The sequence below is a fragment of the Nocardia glycosmidis genome (assembly GCF_052545115.1).
In genome coordinates this window covers 1-19,252 of record NZ_JBQWRH010000011.1, presented here as the reverse complement: position 1 = coordinate 19,252, position 19,252 = coordinate 1, and the positions used below count along the sequence as shown (strand labels likewise).

Below are 19,252 nucleotides of genomic sequence, written 5' to 3'. Positions count from 1 at the left end.
AGCCCGATTCGGCAGCGTCGCACCGCGGACGCGCCGGCACGCGGCTGACAACAGGATGGCGCGGTATCGTCGACGCTCCGCTCAGTGGTCGAATCCCGCGCCGGGACCGCCGATTGCAGCGGCGCGGCGAACAACGACACGGCCAGCGCATGGAACGACACAGCCGCAGACGCGTGCGCGCGCCGGGTGTCGAGATAGCTGTGTGCGCGGTCCGACCGGCCCGGTGCCCTAGGCGGTGGGCTGGGCAGCCAGGGCCCGCCGGGCATACGCGCGGACGTCGGCGTCGGTGTCACCGATCGCGCCACGTAGCGCGTCGTGCGCGGGCGGAAGGTCCGGCCATCCTGCCAAAGACAGTACCGCCGCCTTGCGCACGTCCAGGTGGGGATCGTTCAGTGCCGCGGCCAGGATCGGCACTGCCAGTTCCGGGTCGGCGCCGGCGAGTCCGCGCACCGCACCCACCCGGATCTGCCAGGCCGAGTGGCGCAGCGCCATCGCCAGCGCGGTGACGTCCTGGGGCTCGGCGCCGAGTTGCCCGAACGCGGCGAGCGCGGCGGCGCGGACCAGCGGGTCCTGGTCGTCCGCGAGGCGGCGAATCACCTCGGCGCCGCCGGCACCGATCGCGGCAAGTCCGTGGGCTACCGCGATGCGCACCTCGCGATTGTCGTCGTCGTGGGCAGTGGCGACGCCGTCGCGATCGTCCAGCGAGACCAGGGCGCGGACCGCCTCGATGCGCGCCCGATGATCCACGTCGGTGAGCGCCGCGCGGTAGTGCGCGGCGGTCCCGGCCCGCAGGGCGCGCAGCAGATCGATCACGGTGGCGCGCACTACCGGATCGGGCGAGCCGAGCCGGTCGGAAAGCCCCGCCGCCGCGGGCAACACCTCCACCAGTTCGCGCAGGCTCGCCGCGGCCGCGCGCCGGACCGAGGTCGCCTCGTCGTCGAGCGCGTCGATCAGGACGGTGGTGAAGCCCTCCGGTGTGTGCTCGGTCAGCACCCCGATCGCCGTGGCCCGCACGCCCGCGTCCGGGTCTGTCAGATAGGCCGACAGCTGTGAAACGGTGGGCTCGTCGAGCGCGAGCAGCGCGACGATGCGCGGCGACGGGACAGTCGCGGGTTGCTTCCCGGTGTCGGAGCCGACCCGGTGGTGCTCAGCGGCGAGGCCGGTGTGCGGCGCACGGCCTGCGGCCGGATGCGGCTGGTGCACCGGCACCGCCGCGGCATCGGCCGAGGGCAGATCGTCGAGTCCGGGGACCGGAACCAGGTAAGGCGCGACCGGCCGCTTCAGGAACGCCATGGTTCCGTCCGGGTTCTTGCGGAGATTGAGGTGGTATCGCCATCCGAAATCGTCACGTTCGGGCAGGTCGGCGCGCTCGTGGTAGAGGCCCCAGCGGGATTCGGTCCTGGTCAGGGAACTGCGGGTGGCCATTTCGGCGCAGTCTCGGATGAACGACACTTCAACCGCCCGCATCAACTCGTGTGGTGTGCGGGCACCGATGCCCTCGATCTCGGCGCGCATCCGCTCGAAGGTCTCCACCGCGATCCCCAGTTTGCTGGCCGTCTTGGGCGGCGCCACATAGTCGTTCACGAACCGGCGCAGCTTGTATTCGACCTGCGGCTGCGGCGGACCGTCCGGATGACGCAGCGGTCGGTAGATCAGCTCGTGTGCCGCGGCCAGTTGGTCTTCGGGCAACTCACGCGGGGCCGCGACCGCCTCGAGTGTCGACGCGGCGTGCGCGCCCGCGAGATCACCGAAGACGAACGCGCCGATCATGTAGTTGTGCGGCACGCACGCCAGATCACCCGCCGCGTACAGGCCGGGCACCGTGGTGCGCGCATGCTCGTCGACCCATACACCCGAGGCGGAATGCCCACTGCACAAACCGATTTCGGAAATGTGCATCTCGATGTCGTGGGTCCGGTAGTCGTGGCCGCGGTTGCCGTGGAAGGTACCGCGGGTCGGGCGTTCGGTGGTGTGCAGGATGCCTTCGAGCGTGCTCAGCGTCTCGTCGGGCAGGTGCGACACCTTGAGATAGATGGGTCCGCGCGCGGATTCGATCTCGCGCTTGACCTCGGCCATCATCTGACCGGACCAGTAGTCGGAGTCGACGAAGCGTTCGCCCTGGGCATTGACCTGGTAGCCGCCGAACGGATTCGCCACGTACGCGCAGGCGGGGCCGTTGTAATCCTTGATCAGCGGGTTGATCTGGAAGCATTCGATGCCGCTGAGTTCGGCGCCCGCGTGGTAGGCCATCGAGTAGCCGTCACCCGCGTTCGTCGGGTTCTCGTAGGTCCCGTACAGATATCCGCTGGCCGGCAGCCCGAGCCGGCCGCAGGGGCCGGTGGCCAGGATCACCGCCTTCGCGCCGACGGCCACGAACTCGCCGGTGCGCGTATGCAGTGCGGCGGCGCCGACGGCGCGTCCGTTGTCGGTGAGCACCCGCACGGGCATGAGCCGGTTCTCGATGCGAATCCGTTCGCGCATCTTGCGTTGCCGCAGGACGCGATACAACGCTTTCTTCACGTCCTTACCTTCGGGCATCGGCAGGACGTACGAGCCGGATCGGTGCACTCGGCGCACCGCGTACTCGCCGTACTCGTCCTTCTCGAATTTCACGCCGTAGCGTTCCAGCCGCTGCACCATCGCGAAGCCGCGCGTCGCGGTCTGGTACACGGTGCGCTGGTTGACGATCCCGTCGTTGGCCCTGGTGATCTCGGCGACGTAGTCCTCCGGTTCGGCCTTGCCGGGGATGACCGCGTTGTTCACGCCATCCATGCCCATAGCCAGCGCACCGGAGTGGCGCACATGTGCTTTCTCCAGCAGCAGCACGTTCGCGCCCTGCTCGGCGGCGGTGAGCGCGGCCATGGTGCCCGCGGTGCCACCGCCGATGACGAGCACGTCGCAGTCCAGCCGAATCCGCTCCGACAGCGGCGGAATGTTCACAATTTCTCCAAGATCTCGGCCTTCGTAGCGGACCGGTCGATCGCCTCGCGCGGGCTGGGCACCGGCACCAGGGCGCGCAGTGTGCCGCCGCCGAGCACGGCGATGCGGTCGCCGAGCAGCAGGGCCTCATCGAGGTCGTGGGTGACGAAGACGACAGTGGTGGGATGGGCGCGCCAGGTGTCGATCAGCAGCCGCTGCATGGTCTCTCGGGTCTGGGTGTCCAGTGCGCCGAACGGCTCGTCCATCAGCACCGCGCGCGGCGCGGCGGCCAGGCTGCGCGCGAGCTGGACGCGCTGACGCATGCCGCCGGACAGGTCGCGCGGCAGGTAGTCGGCGTACCCGGTGAGCCCGACCTCGGCTATCCAGCGCAATGCCGTGGTCCGGCGTTCGGTGCGGCGCGTGCCGCACAGGCGCAGGGCGAGTTCGATGTTCTGTCGCGCGGTGCGCCAGGGCAAGAGCGCGTCGTCCTGGAACACCAGGGCGCGATCGGCGGCGGGCCCGGTGACGGCGGCGCCATCGGCGAGGATCACGCCGCCCTCCGGCGCGCGCAATCCGGCGAGGGCGCGCAGTAGTGTCGATTTGCCGCAGCCGGATCTGCCGACCACGACGAGGATTTCCCCCGGCGCGATGGTCAAGTCGAGCCCGTCGAGCACGGGTTCGCCGCTGTAGGCGATCGCGACGCCGTCGAGGCTCAAACGCATCCCGGTCGACGCCGGTGCTTCGATCACCGTGGTCATGCCTCGACCTCTCTGGGCAGCCAGCGGGTGATGCGGCGGCCGGCCACCTCGACCAGCGCTGATGTCGCGAAACCGAGGACGCCGATGGTGATCATGCCGACGAACACCGCCGGATAGTCCACGATGGTGTAGGCCTGCCAGGTGCGGTAGCCGACGCCGAGACGCCCGGAGATCATCTCCGCCGAGATCAGGCAGATCCACGCCACGCCGACGCCGACCGAAAGACCGCTGAAGACCCCGGGCAGGATGCCGGGGAACACGACGCGCGTCAACACGTCCAGCCGGGACGCGCCGAGCGTGCGCAGGGCGTCTTCCCAGATCGTCGGCAACGCGCGCACCGCGTGCCGGGTGCTGACCAGCACCGGGAACAATGACGCGGTGAAGGTGATGAACACGATGCCGGATTCGTCGCTGGGGAAAAGCAGGATCGCGACCGGGACCAGTGCGATCGCCGGAATCGGCCGGACCAGTTCGGCGAGCGGGCCGAAGATGTCGGCGAGCAGCCGGGATTGGCCGAGGCCGATGCCCGCGATCACGCCGACCACCGCGGCTAGCCCGAAGCCGGTGCCGATCCGCAGCAGCGATTGGGCGATATCCAGGTAGTACCGCTCGGCGCGCAGCTGTGTGCCGAATTCGGCGACGACCTCCGTGACCGTGGGCAGCGTGTCGAAACGCAGGCCTGCCCGCACGTTGTTGATCGTGAGCAGTTGCCACACTCCGACCGCGACCGCGACCGACGCGACCCGCAGCAGGCGGGAACGCCATACCGATGGCGGGGTCGGGACGGTGGCCGACCGGGGCGCGGTGGGCTCCGCGGCGTCGACGTGTGCCGACGGGGCAGCGAGTTCGCTTGTCATCCACGTACTTCCGTGACGGCCTGGTCGTAGCCGACCGGCGTGGCCGACGGATGCGACTGCCGGTAGCGCTGGGCGGCGGCGGCCGTGGTGAAGGGCAGGTAAGTGGCGCCCTCGCGCAGCCACACCGACTTGTCGGCGAACCAGCGCGTGCCGAGTTCGGCGTCCGGGACATACGCGGCACGGACCGTTTTGCCCTGCGCCTTCGCGACCTGGATCGCGCGCAGCAGGCAGGTCGGGTCGGCGGCCGGTTGCGGCTTGTCTGTGCCGCCGAGCCACAGTTCGCCGGCCAGCGCGGGATTCTGTGCCGCGGCGCCGCAGACGGGATCGGTGCCGCTGATCGGTGTGGGGTTGGCTTTGTCGGCCAGTTCGCGGTCGTAGTCGCGGCCGGTCTCGGCGAACGCTTGGCGCAGCGGGGCGTTCTCGACGAACCGATCGATATCGAGATCGGCGAAGTCACCGATCGACTTCAGGTACGCCACATCACCTTTCAGCGCCGCGATCAGGCTCGGCTCGAGCGTGGTGTCGAAACTGGTTCCGCCGGGCCCGTTGTAGAGGTACACCACCTCCTGCGGCAGGCCGGAGCCGTCGGCAACGATCTTGGCAGCGTCGAACGGCCGCTCGCGCAGGAACTGGGTGGCGTCGAGCTGGGCGGCGAGGAACGCCTGGAGCACCTCGGGGTGCTCGGCGGCGTACGCGCGCCGGGCGACCACGCCGTGGAAGGTCGGCACGCCGAGTTCGGCGCCGTCGTAGAGCAGCTTGGCCTTGTTCTGGAAGACGAGCAGACCGGGCCACGCGACGAACTGCGACAGCGCGCTCACCTGATGCGATTCCAGCGCGGTCGCGCCGACCTGCGGCTGCTGGTTGAGTACCTCCACACCCTTGGCCGGATCGATCCCGGCCCGGGACAGGGCCTGTACCAGGGTGCCGTGCCCCGCCGAACCCACGCTGGCGGAGATCTTCTGCCCGCTCAGCTCGGCGATACTGGTCGCCGCCGAATCATTCGGCACGACAACCATGTTCAGCGCGCCCCTCGGGTTGTACCCGGTGACCGAGACGAGTTCGGTCTTCGCGCGTTCGTTGGCCTGGGTGCGGGACCCGTTGATCAGCAGGGGGTAGTCGCCCATCGAGCCGATGTCGATCTTCTCGGCCACCATTTGCGCGGTGATCGGCGCGCCCGTGTCGTAGTCCTGCCACTCGACCTGGTACTTCGCGCCACCGTTGTCGGTGATCTGCTGCAGCCGCTGTTCCAGGTAACCCTGCGCGCGCAGCAGGGTACCCGCGGTGACGGTGTTGATCGTCTTGGACTGATAGCCGATGACCACCTTGACGGTGCCCGCCGGGGCGGGGTCGGTCTTCTCCAGGGAGCAGCCGGTCAGCGTGAGCGCGGCGGCGAGCAGGACGGGAACGAATTTTACTTTCATCGGTCTTCCAGATCAGCGGAGCAGGTAGGGCATGTTGACGGTGACGGCGCCGGTCGGGCAGCGGGCCGCGCAGGGGCCGCAGTACCAGCATTCGTCGACGTGCATGAAGGCCTTGCCGTTCTCGGGGTTGATGGCCAGCGAGTCGAGCGGGCAGATCTCCACGCACAGCGTGCATCCCTGGATACAGAGCGACTCGTCGATGGTGACGGGGATGTCGGCGCGCTGGTTGACGAGTGCCATCTAGAGGACCTTCCATTCGGGGGCGCTGCGGGTCAGGCTGCCGCGCATGGTGATTCGGTCGCCGCGCATGCGGATGTACTCGAGATCGACCGGGCGGCCGTCGTCGAGCCGGGTCAGCCGTTCCAGCATCAGCAGGGGCGCGCCGGCGGGGATGTCGAGGGTCGAAGCGGTGTGCGGGTCGGCGGGCACGGCCTCCAAGGCCAGATCGGCCGAGCCCAGCGACTGGCCGCTGATGCGTTCCAGCAGCACGAAGACGTCGGTGTGCTCCAGATCGTGGCCGAGTACCTCAGTGCCGATATCGGGCACGAGATAGGTGAGATCGAGGCTCAGCGGCAGGTCCGCGAGGTAGCGCAGCCGTTCCAGATAGATGACGCGCTCGCCCGGTGCGAGTCCGAGGCGGCGCGCGACGGCGGGCGGCGCGGTGACCTGCATCGCGGCGCGGACCTCGTTGCGCACCGTGCCGTGGCCTTTGAAGGTTTCCTGCAAACCGAGCAGCGCGTCGAGCCCGTGGTCGTATTTCCGGGCGGCCACCCGCGTGCCCACCTTGGGCGCGCGGTCGATCAAACCTTCGTCCTTCAACAGCGTCAACGCTTCGCGGACGGTGTTGCGCGACGCCGCGTACTCGGCGGCGAGTTCCTGTTCGCTCGGCAGCGTGCTGTCGAACGTCCCCGCGTGCAGTTGGTGACGCAAAATGTCGGCCACCCGCCGCGCCTGATCGGCGCGCAGCCGCCGCACCGGAGTGGGTTCCGCCGCCACCGCTTCCACCTTTCTATCGCTGACCTGCACGAATAGCGACGATAGTGCGGCGGCGGCCACCATTGAGCGGCGGCGAACCCCCGGGAAATCAGGGGATGTTTTTGCGCCGGGTAACCCCCGCCCCGACCTGGCACGATGCGCGGCGGCAGGGGTAATCCGCCACCTCCGCGACGGTCGGCGGATTTCGATCACGCCGAGTCGAATTCCGCGTGGTGCCGGGAATCAGGGGCAGATCTACGGAGACGGATCGTAGGTTTTCGCACCCGTGTCGACCTGTTCGAGGTCGAGATCCGGCGACGGCAGGTGCGGCAAAGCTCCCGCTACGACTCGATTGCCTCGGGGATGCCCAGCAGCGCGGCCTGCACCTCGTGCAGGCGATCGACGTCGCCGCGGATGCCCGCGACGTTGTCGTTGTAGAGGAACGCCTCGCCGAGGCGGACCAGCGCGTAGGCCAGTAGTGCGGGTTCGAGCGGTGGGCGGTACCCGTCCTCCTCGGCGGCGCGGTTGATCAGATCCTGGACCGCGCCGACGACCAGCGGCTGCACCGGACCGTCGCCCGCGGTGAGGATGCGCAGCCCGGACAGCGGCTCGTTCTCGAAGTAGTGGCGGAATGGTTCGTTGTCGGTCATCCAGCGGTTGACCCGGTAGAGCACGTCGAGGATGCGCCGGGCGCCCGTGGAGCGGCGGCGCGCGTCCGCGCGGCGCAGCAACGCTTCGAATTCCCCGGCCAGGACTGCGCCCAGCACGCCTTCGCGGGAGCCGAACCAGCGGTAGATCGAGGCGCGGCTGAGCCCGAGTTGCCCGGCGATCGACTGGATGTCCACTCGCTCGCCGGCCAGGAACGCCTTGCGAGCGTGTTCGATGACCTGTTCCCTGGTCGCGGAGGCCGGTCGGCCGGGCGGGCGGGTGGTCCGCTGGCTGGAATCGATCACCGAGGAATGATACATCCTTGTGAACATGTATCGAAGCTGGTTCGTTCTCAGAACCAGGCGTCGCGCATGTGCAGCGTAGTCCGGTCCAGGCGGGCGAGTAGATCCAGTGCCGGTGCCGTCTTGGGCAATTCGAAGCGATAGAAGAACCGCGCCGCGTGCCGCTTGCCATTGTAGAAGTCGCCGGAACGGTCCCCGGTGGCCAGGAACTGCTCGAGCCAGATCCACGCAAGCACGATGTGCCCGAACGTCTCCAGGTACACCGAACTGTTCGCCAGCGCAGCTTCGACGTCGCCGGAGGCGAACAGTCCCGCGGTCACGTCCACCAGCCGACGCCACGCCGAATCCAGCTGGTCGGCAAGCTCGGCTGCCTCGTCACCCGCCGACGCGGCGGCGCCGATGGTCGCCTCGACCCGCTGGCCGAGCGCGAGCAGGCCGGCGCCGCCCTGCTGGGTTACCTTGCGCCCCAGCAGGTCCAGGCCCTGGATGCCGTGCGTGCCCTCATGGATCGGGTTGAGCCGGTTGTCGCGGTAGTGCTGCTCGACGTTGTATTCGCGGGTGTAGCCGTAGCCGCCGAGCACTTGGATGGCGAGGCTGTTGGCCTCCAGGCACCACTGGGAGGGCCAGCTCTTGGCGATCGGCGTCAGGATGTCCAGCAGCAGGGTGGCCGCGCGGCGATCCGCTTCGGACTCCGCGGTCCGCTGGTCGTCCACCAGCCGGGCGCAGTACAGCACCAACGCCAGCCCGCCCTCGGCATAAGCTTTCTGCGCCAGCAGCATTCGCTTCACATCCGCATGCTCGATGATCGGTCGCTGCGGTGCGGCTGGGTCGGCTGGTAGTTTGGCCCGGCCCTGGGTGCGGGTGCGGGCGTAGTCGAGTGACTCCAGGTATCCGGTGTAACCGAGCGCGGTGGCGATCAGGCCGACGCCGATCCTGGCCTCGTTCATCATGTGGAACATGCAGGTCAGCCCACGATGTGGTGCGCCGACCAGGTAGCCGACGGCGCCGGGCGCGCCGCCGGGCCTGCAGCGGCCCTCGCCGAAGTTCAGCACCGTGTTGACCGTGCCGCGGAAACCCATTTTGTGGTTGAGCCCGGCCAGCGCGACATCGTTGCGTTCGCCGATCGCGCCGTCGTCGCAGACCAGGAAGCGCGGCACCAGAAACAGCGAGATCCCTTTGGTGCCCGCCGCTGCGCCGGGGATCTTCGCCAGCACTAGGTGCACGATGTTCTCGCCGAGTTCGTGATCGCCGCCGGAGATCCACATCTTGGTGCCGAACAGCCGGTATGTGCCGTCGTCCTGCGGCTCGGCGCGGGTGACGATATCGGCCAGGGACGAACCGGCTTGCGGCTCCGACAGACACATGGTGCCGAAGAACCGGCCCGTGAGCATCGGCGGAACGAACTTCTCGATCAGATGCGCAGCGGCATGGGCGACAAGCAGATTCGCATTCGCAACGGTGAGGAACGGATAGGCCGCTGTCCCCGGGTTGGCCGCGTGGAACCACGCGTAGCTCGCCTGCGTGACGGCGGCGGGCAGTTGCGCGCCGCCCAGTTCGTAATCCATTGCCGCGGAGAGCAGCCCGGCCTTGGCGAAGGCTTCCAGCGCGTGGCCGACCTCCGGGATCAGGGTGACGCGTTCGCCGTCGAAGGTCGGCTCGTTGGCGTCGCCACGCTTGTTGTGCGGCGCGAAGTACTTGGTGGCCAGTTGCTCGCTGAGCTCGAGCACGGCGTCGAAGGTCTCCCGCGAGTGCTCGGCGTACCGCTCGCGTTCGGTCAGCCTTTCCGCGTCGAGCCACTCGTACAGCAGGAAATCGAGATCGCGCCGGGACAGCAAGGTCGACCGCATCGCCATCCTTTCGATACATGTTCGAGTCAGTGTATCTTGCGGGTCGATGTGGCGACCACGGACGTTCGCCGTCGAGGGCGTCTATGCCTGGTCGTCAGGGCGGGCGTGGCCTACTCGTCTGCTGCGCCGATTTCGGGGAGCGCTACGGCTGCGATGTCGGTTCGTGGGAAATCATCGCCCTTGAACAAGAGCGGTTCGGCGCTGGCTTTGGACAAGGCATAGGAGAAGCAGTCTCCGTAGTTCAATCCCGCTGGGTGGCGGCCTTTGCCGTAGGTGCGGTACGCGAGTCGTGCCGCGTGCGCATGCTCGGGATGTACGGCGATGAGCTCGACAGCGGCATGATGCAACCACAGATCGAGCTCTCGCCCACCGGCGTCGCCGTAGCGGCTTTCGATGACGATCGAGGTCTCTAGGTAGGTGGCGGTGGACATGTATCGCACAGGGTCCGCCTCGATCGCGGCCTCGAAGCGAGGGGCGTCCGATTCGTCCGTGAGCATGGCGACGATAGCTGATGTGTCGATCACCATCAGGACGGCAGACCGCGGTGGTCGTAGCCGAGGATCTCCTCGGCGCTGCGGTCGTCGAGGACTGGAAGTGCGGCGCATCTGTGCCGGATCGCAGTCAGCTCGGCGCGAAGCGGTACCGGACGTGCTCGCCCGGTTTCCCGTGCGAGTCGCTCACGCAGGGCGATCACAACCGCTTCGGTCATCGTTTCTCCGGTTCTGGCCGCGAGTTCACGCGCCAGCCGATCTGCTTCTGGATGCTTGATGCTCAACGCCATGTCTAGATTCTATACGAATAGGATGAATCTATAAACAGTCCGGTTACTGATCAGGCCCCGAGCGGGCCGCGGGCAGGCGCCGAGTTGAGGCGCGCGAGCGCCGGATCTTGCTGGAAGCCGACGCGGCTGGTCAGGGCTGACCGGGTTTGAGCACGATGAACAATCCGTTCGCCTCTGCGCACAGCCGCTCGCCGTCGTGCAGGGTGGCGCGGACATAGATCTTGCGCCCCTCCTGCCGTTCAGCCCAGGCGTGGACCCTGAGCTCGGTGTTCAGCGGGGTGATGGAGCGGTAGTCCACGGTGAGCGAGGCGGTTCTGGTCACCGCGCCGGACTGCACGGCGGCGGCCATGCCGAGCAGATCGTCGAAAGCGACGGCGACTTGACCGCCGTGCGCGGCGTCGTTGCCGCCGAGGTGGTAGGTGCGGAAGGTGACGTCCGCGTGGATGCCTTGCTCATCGACGTGGTCGATCACGAACGGCGGCAGTGTGATGTTGCCGCGGGCGGGCAGGTCGAGGCGGGTCCAGGCGGGTGCCGACCATTCGTCGACGAGCGCGTCATCGAGTTTGTCGTTCAGCTGCTTGAGCAGGCCGATCACCTCCACCGTCAGGTCGTCGGAAGGGCAGGCCAGGCGGGTGCGGTCCATCAGGCCGCGCACCTGTTCGATGAACTGGCCGTAGTGCGGTCCGCCGCGGGAGATGTCGTCCTTGGCCGCCTCATGGGCGGCGATGAGATCGCTCAGCGGCCGGAACCCGCCCTCGTGATGCTCCTTGCTCGGCAGCGTGTCGTCGGCCCGCGGTTCGTTCATGAGAACACGTTATCGGTTGCTTGGTGCGTGTTCGCTGGGCGGGTGCCAGGGCCCCTGCGGCGCACGGACACACCGCGGCGAATGTCGACCGCCGGCCGCGACGTTCCTGCGTCAGCGACCCACGGACTGTGTCGCCGTGGCGGATTCGAGCAATGGCTGCGCTCGGCACCCGCAGCGGCTGGACGAGAAGGGTCCGAGTCGGGCCCCTTCCGTGCGCCGGCTTTTGCCGGAGTCCCCTCGAAAACTACAGTGTGGCATCTGATTTCGAGTCCGGAATCCGCAATACACCCCGCCCGCCGCGTTCGCTCACCAGACAGTTTCGGATTCGCCATTCATAGCTGATGCAACTTTGTCTAGCTTTCTTGTGACGAGCGACACGGTCGCTATATGCTGCTCGGGCCTCGCTTCAGCGCGAAGTGAAATATCCGCACCGGTCATCGCGGATGCACGCAGGAGGAACCCATGTACGTCGCACTTTTCTGGGGCAAGGTCCGCCCGGAGTGGCAGAACGCCGAATATGCCGCGATCGGGGCTCGAATGTTCGAGCGAGCATCGTCGATGCCCGGCTTCGTCGCCCTGCACAAATTCGATGTGCCCGATGGGCGTGAGCTCGCGATCGCCTATTTCGAGACCGAGGAACACATGGCGGCCTGGTACAACGACCCCGAACATCGGGCCGTCGAGACGTTGGGGCGCAGCGAGATACTGGAGGACTACACCATCGAAATCCTCGAGATGACGCGGTCCTATACGAAGAAATCGTCGACCTTCGCCGCAACGCCGGAGGACGAGGCGGCCGCGGACGCACTGGTGGCCAACTTCTCCAGGTCCGGCGGGTCGTAGCCGGCGAGTCGGCTGATCATCCGGCGCCGCCTGGGTGGGCCGACCGCCCAGGTGGCGTCTACGTCCTGCGGATCGCAGGGCGAAGCCGCAGCGGGCATGCCTTCGGCCGGCAATAGTGGTGGATCTCCGGGGCTAGGGCACTCCCGGTTCAGCGTGCCGGTCGACCAGGGCGGGAGCGATCGCCCACGGTGCGGGTTCCGCGGTGAGCGCAGCAGTGGACGGATGCGATGCCACTGCGTTCATGACGCCGGCCACGCGGTCGGCTTGCGTGCCGCGCGAGCGGTCCAGCGCCCGTCGTCGTAGCGGACCTCGACCGGGTGGGCGAAGGCGGTAGTGACGTTATCGGTGGTGATCGTCTCCGGTGCCGGTCCTGCCGCGACGACCTGGCCGTCGGCGATGAGCATGGCGTGGGTGGTGGTGCTGGGTAGTTCCTCCAAGTGGTGGGTGACCAGGATCGAGGCGACCGCGGGATGGGTCCGGTCGAGGGTGTCGATGGTGTCCAGCAGTTGTTCCCGGGCGGCGACATCCAAACCGGTGGACGGCTCGTCGAACAGCAGCAGCTGCGGCTGCGCGATCAGGGCCCGCGCGATCAGCGTGCGCCCGCGCTCCCCCTGCGACAAGGTGGGCCAGATCTCGTCCGCCTTGCCGGTCAGGCCGACGGTGTCGATCATCGCCTCGGCGCGGCCGAGCTCGTCCGGACTGGGTGTCCAGCGCATCGGCGTATCGATCGTCGCGGTCAGACCGGTCAGCACGACGTCGCGGATCGTGAGCGGCGAGCCCAGCGCGTGGCGCGGATTCACCTGGCCGATGTGCCGGCGCAGCGGCGCCAGTTCGACGCGGCCGAGTTCCGCCCCGAGCACGCGCACGGAGCCCGAGGTGGGGAAGGTGACCGCGCCGCAGAAGCCGAGCAGGGTGCTCTTGCCCGACCCGTTGGGGCCGAGCAACGCCCAGCGCTCACCCGCGCGCACGGTGAGCGAGATCCCATCGATGATCTTCTTGCCCGCGCGGCGGAACGTCACATCGGTCAGTTCGAGCACCGGAGTGTCGGTCATGTGCATGCCTCTTTCCCTGCGGTCAGGTGGGTGCGGCTGTATTCCGCCGCAGCGGCTGGGGTTTCGAGCGGCGACCGCGTCGGCCGGCCGCTCACGGGCGGCGTAATCCGCGGACTCGGGGACATTGTGCTACGCCGCCCCCAGCGGCCACTCGCCCGCTCGGACGCGCGCCGACAGCAACCCCGCTGTCTGCGCGGCCAGCGGATGGCGCCGTACCTGCGAGATCATGCAAACCTAGCTACTTGTCCGAGGAGTTTCGGTCGCAGTCTAGCCACCAGTTTCTGCTCAGCTGCCGCGGCGGCCCGGAAGGACCTGCCTCCCGCCTTGGGGCTGTATCGCCGCCGCTCACCTTTGTCGTGACGGCCAGGAATACAGAATCATGGCTTCCGGCGGTTCGGTTGCTCGGCGGTCGCGGTGAAACGCCGCGGTCAGCCGTGGATCTCTTGACGTATGCGCCGGTACCGGGTCCGGATCCGCCGTCCGAGTGTGTCGTCGGGTGGAGCGGGAATCTCCGTGACCGTGCGCGTCTGCCATACGGGCGGCCGGGGCGCACCACTGAGCGCCCACGCCGCCTGCCGGGCGGCGCCGAGCGCAACGTACTCCGCGGGCTCCGGCACCGTCACTGTGACGCCGAAAACCTGAGCGGCGATCGTCGCGACCAGAGGCGAGCGCGCGGCGCCGCCGACGAGCAACACGCGTTTCGGTGCTACGCCGATGCCGGTGAGATGGTCGAGCGCGTCGGCGAGGTGGCACAGCATGCCCTCGAATGCGGCGCGGGCAACAATGGCGGGACGCATCGATTCCGGGCGCAACCCGTGCAGACTGCCCGTGGCGTGCGGCAGGTTGGGCGTGCGCTCACCCGCCAGATATGGCAGCAAGACCACACCGTTCGCTCCCGGCGAAGCTCGTGCCGCCAGTGATTCGAGAGTGCGAAAGTCCACACCGAGCAAATCGGCGGTCGAGGTCAGGACGCGGGCGGCGTTGAGCGTACAGACCAGCGGAAGAAATGCGCCGGTGGCGTCCGCGAATCCCGAGACCGCGCGACTCGGGTCCGCGCAGGCGCGGCTGGATCGCGCGAACGCTGTCCCACTGGTGCCGAGGGACACCACCACATCGTCTTCGGCGATGTCCAGCCCCAGGGCGGCACCGGCATTGTCTCCGGTTCCCGCGGCGATCAGTGCGCCCGACGGCGTCCGCCCGGCCGATTCGGCGGGATCGAGCACTCGGGGAAGAGCGGGTGTGCGTCCGTGAAAGGCCAGGGCGAGCAAGTCTTCCCGGTATTCGCCGTTGCTGGGCGACCAATACCCGGTGCCGGAAGCGTCGCCGCGATCGGTAGTCGGTTCTCGGCCCACCTCGCCGCGCAGCCGCCAGGTCAGATAGTCGTGCGGCAGCAAAACCTGTGCGGTGCGGTCGGCGAGTTCCGGCTCGTGATCGGCCATCCAGCGCAGTTTGGCGACGGTCAATGCCGCCACCGGTACGCTTCCGACCGCGTTTGCCCATGCGTGCGGCCCGCCCAGCTCAGCGATCAGTTCCTCGGCCGCTTCGGCGGAGCGAACATCGTTCCACAGCAACGCGTCCCGCACCGGAGTCCCCGCTGCGTCCAGGGCGACCAGACCGTGCTGCTGCGCCGCGACGGCGATCGCGTCGACGCTGTCGAGCAAGCCGGCCCCCGCGGTGCGCAACGCGTCCCACCACGCGGTGGGGTCGACCTCGGTCCCGGCAGGGTGCGGCGCCTGCGCTTGCCGCAGGATCGCGCCCGTGCCGGCGTCGCATACGACCACTTTGCACGATTGGGTTGAGCTGTCCACTCCTGCGACCGTCGTCATCCGTTCAGCCCCGATCCGATCCAGCGCGTGCCGCCGATCCCGATCGGCAGCCTTCCGACTGTTTCCAGCACAGGCATATCCACAGCTTGCACCCGAACCGCCCAGCCACGCCGCATTTCGGGTAAACGGCCGCCCCATCGGGCAGACTGACGCGATGAGCATTGTCGACCCCATTGACGTGCGCATCCGTGTGGGAGACGGGACGCCGCTGAAGGAACTCACCGAGGCCTCCCTCGGCGACCTGCTCGATGAACCGCCCGGCTCGGACCGCACTGTGCTCGAGCTCAGCCGAGGCGAGCTGCACGACATCCGGGCCAGGTACCTGGCCGACGGTGTCTACGAACTGGAACATCGGGCCGGGGTGGCGACCGAGTCCTTCCAGTTGTACACCTCCGACCCCGTGCTGGTCCGGGACGTACTGTGGGCCTGGCTGTCCGGCGATCCGTGGTGGCACGAATCGGTCGCCTGGTTCCCGGTCGATCCGGCGATTGCGGAGTTGCGTGCCCTGCGGGACGAACTCACCGGACTGCTGGACGGCCTGACCATGATGGACGATCTGACCGCGGGCATGGACGCGGCGCTGGCACGCGCCGACGAGCTGCTGGCGCTGGACTTCGCGGAACCGGATACGCCGCAGGATCAGGACTGATACCACCACGCGGTGGTCGCGATCTCGGCGTCTTCCAGTGCAAGGTAGGTTTCGGCGTCTCGCCAGCCGAGCGCCTGTAGGTCGCTTGGTAGTAGACCGGAACTTCACGACCGCAGCGATTTTCGAGCGTAATCCGTGCCCGGTGTCGAAACGGCGTCGGCTAGTAGCTGTTCAGGCTGCCCGCGGGGGCGACCACCACAGCCGAGGTGGTCACAGGCCGGGCCAGCCGTATTGGGGCGAGACGGGCGCGAGTCCGGCCCGGCGCGCGCTGCCGGGGGCGCTCGTGGTGGCGAGCTGTTGCGCGTCGGTCCGCTCGGCGACTTCCCGGCGAACCCGGTCCATGTCGAGCCAGCGAATCTGCTGTACCAGGTCATCCAGCGCGTCCGATGCCAACGCGCCCGCCTCGCAGTACACCAGCAAACCCTCCCGGAACGCCATCAGCGTCGGATACTGGGTAACCTGCGCGGTGCTGCTCAACGCGACTTCGGCTTCGGTGTCGACCTTGCCGTGCACGATCTCCGGGTACCGGTCCGACGAGGCCTCGTAGACGGGCGCGAAACGCTGACACGGCCCACACCAACCCGCCCACCAATCCACCAGCACGATCGGGTTGGCAGCGACGACGGAATCGAAATTGTGCTGGGTCAAGGTGATTGTCGGCATGGAATCCTCGTGTGGGTCTGCGCGGTGACCCTGCATCGTCGCATGGCGAACCGCGATCAGGGAGCCGTACCGGCCCGACGGTGCTCGGCCGCGAGGAAATGCGCGATACTTGTCGTGCGTTCGTACAGGTCGCGGTAGTGCCGGTAGTACTGCTCGTATTTCGTTGTGCGTTCAGGATAGGGCCGCACGGTGCCGACGATGGGATTCCACCCGGAGGTGTCGACACCGGCGGCTTCGGCCGCGAGGACCGCATCGCCGAGACAGGCACCGACGGTGTCGGCGGGCAATTGCTGTTCCAGTCCGGTGACATCGGAGACGATCTGCGTCCACAATCCACCTTTGGTGCCGCCACCCACCGCGACCAGACGCGCCGCCTGTCCGCCTGCCTCGGTCATGGCGGCCAGATTGTGCCGCACTCCGTAAGCGGTACCTTCGAGCACGGCCCGATAGAGTTCGGCACGCCCGTGCGCCAGGGTCAATCCCGCGATGACGCCCCGGGCGTCGGGGTCGAACAGGGGAGTTCGCTCACCGGCGAAGTACGGCAAGGCGAGCAACCCTCTGCTGCCGACCGGCACGTCTGCGGCGGCGACGACCAGGTCGGTGAACTCACCGCCGACGAGCCTGCGCAGCCAGTCGGTGACCGCGCCGGAGGTGGCCATGCCCGCAGCGAGCGTGTATGTGTCCGGCCAGGCGCCGCAGGTGCCCCACAAGCCGGGATGCGGGCGTGGATCGCTGAGCACTTGCACTATGAACAGGGTGGTGCCGTACATGATCATCGCCTCGCCGGGAGCGCGAACGCCCACACTGGCGGCCTCCGCCCAGGCGTCGATCGTGCCCGTGGTGACCGGCAGTCCCACCGGTAGTCCCGTGCCGGACGCCGCCTCGGCGCTCACCCGGCCCACGACCTCGGTCGGCCAAGCCAGTTCTGGCAGTGACCATCCCGGCACGATCTGATCAGCCCAGTCGGTCGCCCACGCACGCGCACGCAGGTCGTACAGCGGCACGCATTGACTCGCCGACTGGTGGTCGAGAACATACCGGCCGGTCAGCCGGTGCACCAGAAAGGAACTCGCCATCAGCAGCATCGCGGTGCGCGCGGCGACTTCCGGTTCGTGCCGGGCCAGCCACCGGGCCTTCGGGCCGACGGCCTGGCTGGTCAGCGGCGACCCCGCACGCTCGAGCACGGCCTGCGCACCGAATTCGGCGCTGAGTTCCGCGATTTCGGCACCCGCCCTGGTGTCGACGCCATAGAGCATGGCTGGTCGCAGCGGCCTGCCCGCCGCGTCGGCGGGCAGTAGACACGGGCCGATCCCGGACACCGCGAGTCCGCCGAGCGAAGCGCCGTCGGCAGCACCTGCCAAGTCGCGTGCGAGCGTGACGAAGTCGGCCCACCACACCGTCTCGGCGTCGTGCTCCACCCATCCGGGATATGGCATGGAGATTTCGTGCGCTCGTTCGGCTCTGGCGACAATCGTGCCGTCGGCGTCGGCGAGCACACCCTTGGAACTCGAGGTTCCGATGTCGATGCCGAGAAACAGCGTCATCGGGTGGACTCGTCCAGCGTGACGTCGACCAGCTCGCACACGGCACGTACCGCGGCCCGGCGGTCGCCGGGCATAGCGTGGATGTGGTTGGCGCCGAAACGGCTCGAGAAGTCTGCGGCGCGTGTGTCCAGCCGGGCGAAGGCGTGCGGCCGCCGCGTGGACTGCTTCATCAGCGCTGCGTTCGTCTCCTGGTCGTACTCTTCGAAGTTCCCGAGCATCAGCTGCATGCGGTAAGTACCGTCGAGTCGAGTGCGCCGTGCCGAAGTCATCCGGCCCGGCGCGGCCAGATGGTGTACCGATGGGCCGCCGGCGGGAAAGAAGGACACCTCCGGATACAGGTGCACCTTCGCCAGGTTCTCCGCTGGATCGCCGATGCCCGCATGCACGTAGTCGCGGTCACCAGAAATACTGATCACGCCGATACGGGCCATGCCGGTCCCTCCCGGAGGGGATGGTCGGAGAGTTCGACTCGATCAACAGATACCAGCCACGGCCGAGCTCATCGGCGCGTTTGCGGAAATCGAGCCCTGGCCGGTGCAGGCGACAACATGATGCCCACCGGTGGCGCCACTTCACAGCTGGGTCTCGCCATAGTCCCGATCAACACGCAAAGCGCACGCGTGCTCGGTCCACCGACCACACAGCCGGTCGGAAACCGCATGTGCGAATTCGATTTCGTCGAGCGGGTCCGCCGGCTCCCGATGGGTGATGCCAACCAGATGCCATCGTCCGGCCTGGTCGCGAATCAGCGTGTGATCGTTGAGTATCACGCATCCCGCTCGCTGACGCTGGGGTCGTAGATCCGTGTGAATGCCCCAGCCCACACCACCTCGCGCGCCGCCATCCATTCATGATGCCGCCGCAGCCGTCGAGATTCCGCTGTCCTGTATCGCGACCGCAGCAGAACGATCTTGTGGTGGCTTGAATCACATTTGTGTCATTCGGCCGTAGATCCCGCCGATAGGCCGTCCCTGACCTGCGAAAAGATGCGCTGCGCAGGCGATTTGACGAAGTGAAATCCGGCGCGTAACTTATTCCAAGTCAGAGCGACACGGACACCGACCCGGAGCCGAGAAGCGAGGCGAAAGCCAAGCGGAGGGACCGGGAAACGAGGTAGGACGAGGAGCGCCTGGCGATCACACTAGCTTGATCGCGAGCCTGATTTTGATCAGGTGGGCGAGATGAGCTAAGCTGGATAAGTTGCCTCACTGAAGGTCCAGTTTAATGCTGGATTGAATGTGTGTGCGTGTGTTCTTTGAGAACTCAATAGTGTGTCGATGAATGTCAGTGCCAAATTTTTTTTGGTTCCGGCCCTTTCATACCCCCGTGTGGGGGGTCGGATTTTTTTTGTCAGCTTTGTGC

At 67.7% G+C, this 19,252-nt stretch carries 18 protein-coding genes; 2 read left to right on the top strand and 16 right to left on the bottom strand.

Annotation, left to right across the window (positions count from 1 at the left end; genetic code table 11):
- Positions 1–228: 228 nt before the first annotated feature.
- From ACT86A_RS15480 to ACT86A_RS15430, 11 genes are all read right to left on the bottom strand, one after another.
- Positions 229–2,940 (bottom strand): fumarate reductase/succinate dehydrogenase flavoprotein subunit, encoded by a 2,712-nt coding sequence (locus ACT86A_RS15480; protein WP_445092824.1) that lies wholly within the window; start codon positions 2,938–2,940, stop codon positions 229–231.
- Entirely contained in the window at positions 2,937–3,677 is a 741-nt protein-coding gene (locus ACT86A_RS15475; RefSeq protein ID WP_445092823.1) for an ABC transporter ATP-binding protein, read from the bottom strand. Before ACT86A_RS15475 ends, ACT86A_RS15480 begins: the two co-directional genes overlap by 4 nt.
- Positions 3,674–4,534, bottom strand: coding sequence for an ABC transporter permease (locus ACT86A_RS15470; protein ID WP_445092822.1), 861 nt, complete (start codon positions 4,532–4,534; stop codon positions 3,674–3,676). Before ACT86A_RS15470 ends, ACT86A_RS15475 begins: the two co-directional genes overlap by 4 nt.
- The gene (locus ACT86A_RS15465) at positions 4,531–5,955 is read right to left on the bottom strand and encodes an ABC transporter substrate-binding protein (protein WP_445092821.1); all 1,425 of its coding nucleotides are present in this window, start codon (positions 5,953–5,955) and stop codon (positions 4,531–4,533) included. Before ACT86A_RS15465 ends, ACT86A_RS15470 begins: the two co-directional genes overlap by 4 nt.
- 12 nt (positions 5,956–5,967) lie before the next feature.
- Entirely contained in the window at positions 5,968–6,195 is a 228-nt protein-coding gene (locus tag ACT86A_RS15460; protein WP_039797742.1) for a 4Fe-4S dicluster domain-containing protein, read from the bottom strand.
- Positions 6,196–6,981 (bottom strand): GntR family transcriptional regulator, encoded by a 786-nt coding sequence (locus tag ACT86A_RS15455; protein ID WP_445092820.1) that lies wholly within the window; start codon positions 6,979–6,981, stop codon positions 6,196–6,198. It lies immediately after the preceding gene.
- 290 nt (positions 6,982–7,271) lie between these two features.
- Positions 7,272–7,883, bottom strand: coding sequence for a QsdR family transcriptional regulator (locus tag ACT86A_RS15450; RefSeq protein WP_445092819.1), 612 nt, complete (start codon positions 7,881–7,883; stop codon positions 7,272–7,274).
- Positions 7,884–7,930: 47 nt separating this feature from the next.
- The gene (locus ACT86A_RS15445; RefSeq protein ID WP_445092818.1) at positions 7,931–9,727 is read right to left on the bottom strand and encodes an acyl-CoA dehydrogenase; all 1,797 of its coding nucleotides are present in this window, start codon (positions 9,725–9,727) and stop codon (positions 7,931–7,933) included.
- 110 nt (positions 9,728–9,837) lie between these two features.
- Positions 9,838–10,254 (bottom strand): type II toxin-antitoxin system VapC family toxin, encoded by a 417-nt coding sequence (locus ACT86A_RS15440; protein ID WP_445092817.1) that lies wholly within the window; start codon positions 10,252–10,254, stop codon positions 9,838–9,840.
- Positions 10,254–10,508, bottom strand: coding sequence for a type II toxin-antitoxin system VapB family antitoxin (locus ACT86A_RS15435; protein ID WP_445092816.1), 255 nt, complete (start codon positions 10,506–10,508; stop codon positions 10,254–10,256). The genes ACT86A_RS15440 and ACT86A_RS15435 overlap by 1 nt, the downstream gene beginning before the upstream one ends.
- Before the next feature lie 130 nt (positions 10,509–10,638).
- Positions 10,639–11,313 carry a PaaI family thioesterase gene (locus ACT86A_RS15430; RefSeq protein WP_445092815.1) on the bottom strand — a complete coding sequence of 225 codons (675 nt, stop codon included), beginning with the start codon at positions 11,311–11,313 and terminating at the stop codon, positions 10,639–10,641.
- Positions 11,314–11,775: 462 nt separating this feature from the next.
- Between ACT86A_RS15430 and ACT86A_RS15425 the strand changes: the two genes are divergently transcribed.
- Positions 11,776–12,156 carry an antibiotic biosynthesis monooxygenase family protein gene (locus ACT86A_RS15425; protein WP_445092814.1) on the top strand — a complete coding sequence of 127 codons (381 nt, stop codon included), beginning with the start codon at positions 11,776–11,778 and terminating at the stop codon, positions 12,154–12,156.
- 239 nt (positions 12,157–12,395) lie between these two features.
- On the opposite strand, the gene ACT86A_RS15420 is transcribed toward ACT86A_RS15425, so the two are convergent.
- Both ACT86A_RS15420 and xylB read right to left on the bottom strand, forming a co-directional pair.
- Positions 12,396–13,208: an ABC transporter ATP-binding protein gene (locus ACT86A_RS15420; RefSeq protein ID WP_445092813.1), complete on the bottom strand. Its 813-nt coding sequence runs from the start codon at positions 13,206–13,208 to the stop codon at positions 12,396–12,398.
- 428 nt (positions 13,209–13,636) lie between these two features.
- Complete coding sequence (gene xylB / locus ACT86A_RS15415; RefSeq protein WP_445092812.1) at positions 13,637–15,034, bottom strand: xylulokinase; 1,398 nt, start codon at positions 15,032–15,034, stop codon at positions 13,637–13,639.
- Positions 15,035–15,188: 154 nt separating this feature from the next.
- Between xylB and ACT86A_RS15410 the strand changes: the two genes are divergently transcribed.
- Positions 15,189–15,683 carry a hypothetical protein gene (locus tag ACT86A_RS15410; RefSeq protein WP_445092811.1) on the top strand — a complete coding sequence of 165 codons (495 nt, stop codon included), beginning with the start codon at positions 15,189–15,191 and terminating at the stop codon, positions 15,681–15,683.
- A 210-nt stretch (positions 15,684–15,893) separates the two neighbouring features.
- Here ACT86A_RS15410 and ACT86A_RS15405 read toward each other — a convergent pair whose 3' ends face one another.
- The 3 genes from ACT86A_RS15405 to ACT86A_RS15395 are packed head-to-tail and all read right to left on the bottom strand — an operon-like array spanning position 15,894 to position 18,321.
- On the bottom strand, positions 15,894–16,346 hold the full coding sequence (locus ACT86A_RS15405) for a thioredoxin family protein (RefSeq protein ID WP_445092810.1): 453 nt from the start codon (positions 16,344–16,346) through the stop codon (positions 15,894–15,896).
- A gap of 56 nt (positions 16,347–16,402) precedes the next feature.
- On the bottom strand, positions 16,403–17,890 hold the full coding sequence (locus ACT86A_RS15400) for an FGGY-family carbohydrate kinase (protein ID WP_445092809.1): 1,488 nt from the start codon (positions 17,888–17,890) through the stop codon (positions 16,403–16,405).
- Positions 17,887–18,321 carry a hypothetical protein gene (locus ACT86A_RS15395; protein ID WP_445092808.1) on the bottom strand — a complete coding sequence of 145 codons (435 nt, stop codon included), beginning with the start codon at positions 18,319–18,321 and terminating at the stop codon, positions 17,887–17,889. Before ACT86A_RS15395 ends, ACT86A_RS15400 begins: the two co-directional genes overlap by 4 nt.
- Between the last annotated feature and the right edge of the window lie 931 nt (positions 18,322–19,252).

What these genes read in the sequence shown, in the direction of transcription:
- ACT86A_RS15475 (WP_445092823.1), bottom strand. Translation starts at nt 3,677, where the DNA reads ATGACCACGGTGATCGAAGCACCGGCGTCGACCGGGATGCGTTTGAGC.
- ACT86A_RS15470 (WP_445092822.1), bottom strand. Translation starts at nt 4,534, where the DNA reads ATGACAAGCGAACTCGCTGCCCCGTCGGCACACGTCGACGCCGCGGAG.
- ACT86A_RS15465 (WP_445092821.1), bottom strand. Translation starts at nt 5,955, where the DNA reads ATGAAAGTAAAATTCGTTCCCGTCCTGCTCGCCGCCGCGCTCACGCTG.
- ACT86A_RS15460 (WP_039797742.1), bottom strand. Translation starts at nt 6,195, where the DNA reads ATGGCACTCGTCAACCAGCGCGCCGACATCCCCGTCACCATCGACGAG.
- ACT86A_RS15445 (WP_445092818.1), bottom strand. Translation starts at nt 9,727, where the DNA reads ATGCGGTCGACCTTGCTGTCCCGGCGCGATCTCGATTTCCTGCTGTAC.
- ACT86A_RS15440 (WP_445092817.1), bottom strand. Translation starts at nt 10,254, where the DNA reads ATGGTGATCGACACATCAGCTATCGTCGCCATGCTCACGGACGAATCG.
- ACT86A_RS15435 (WP_445092816.1), bottom strand. Translation starts at nt 10,508, where the DNA reads ATGGCGTTGAGCATCAAGCATCCAGAAGCAGATCGGCTGGCGCGTGAA.
- ACT86A_RS15430 (WP_445092815.1), bottom strand. Translation starts at nt 11,313, where the DNA reads ATGAACGAACCGCGGGCCGACGACACGCTGCCGAGCAAGGAGCATCAC.
- ACT86A_RS15425 (WP_445092814.1), top strand. Translation starts at nt 11,776, where the DNA reads ATGTACGTCGCACTTTTCTGGGGCAAGGTCCGCCCGGAGTGGCAGAAC.
- ACT86A_RS15420 (WP_445092813.1), bottom strand. Translation starts at nt 13,208, where the DNA reads ATGACCGACACTCCGGTGCTCGAACTGACCGATGTGACGTTCCGCCGC.
- xylB (WP_445092812.1), bottom strand. Translation starts at nt 15,034, where the DNA reads ATGACGACGGTCGCAGGAGTGGACAGCTCAACCCAATCGTGCAAAGTG.
- ACT86A_RS15410 (WP_445092811.1), top strand. Translation starts at nt 15,189, where the DNA reads ATGAGCATTGTCGACCCCATTGACGTGCGCATCCGTGTGGGAGACGGG.
- ACT86A_RS15405 (WP_445092810.1), bottom strand. Translation starts at nt 16,346, where the DNA reads ATGCCGACAATCACCTTGACCCAGCACAATTTCGATTCCGTCGTCGCT.
- ACT86A_RS15400 (WP_445092809.1), bottom strand. Translation starts at nt 17,890, where the DNA reads ATGACGCTGTTTCTCGGCATCGACATCGGAACCTCGAGTTCCAAGGGT.
- ACT86A_RS15395 (WP_445092808.1), bottom strand. Translation starts at nt 18,321, where the DNA reads ATGGCCCGTATCGGCGTGATCAGTATTTCTGGTGACCGCGACTACGTG.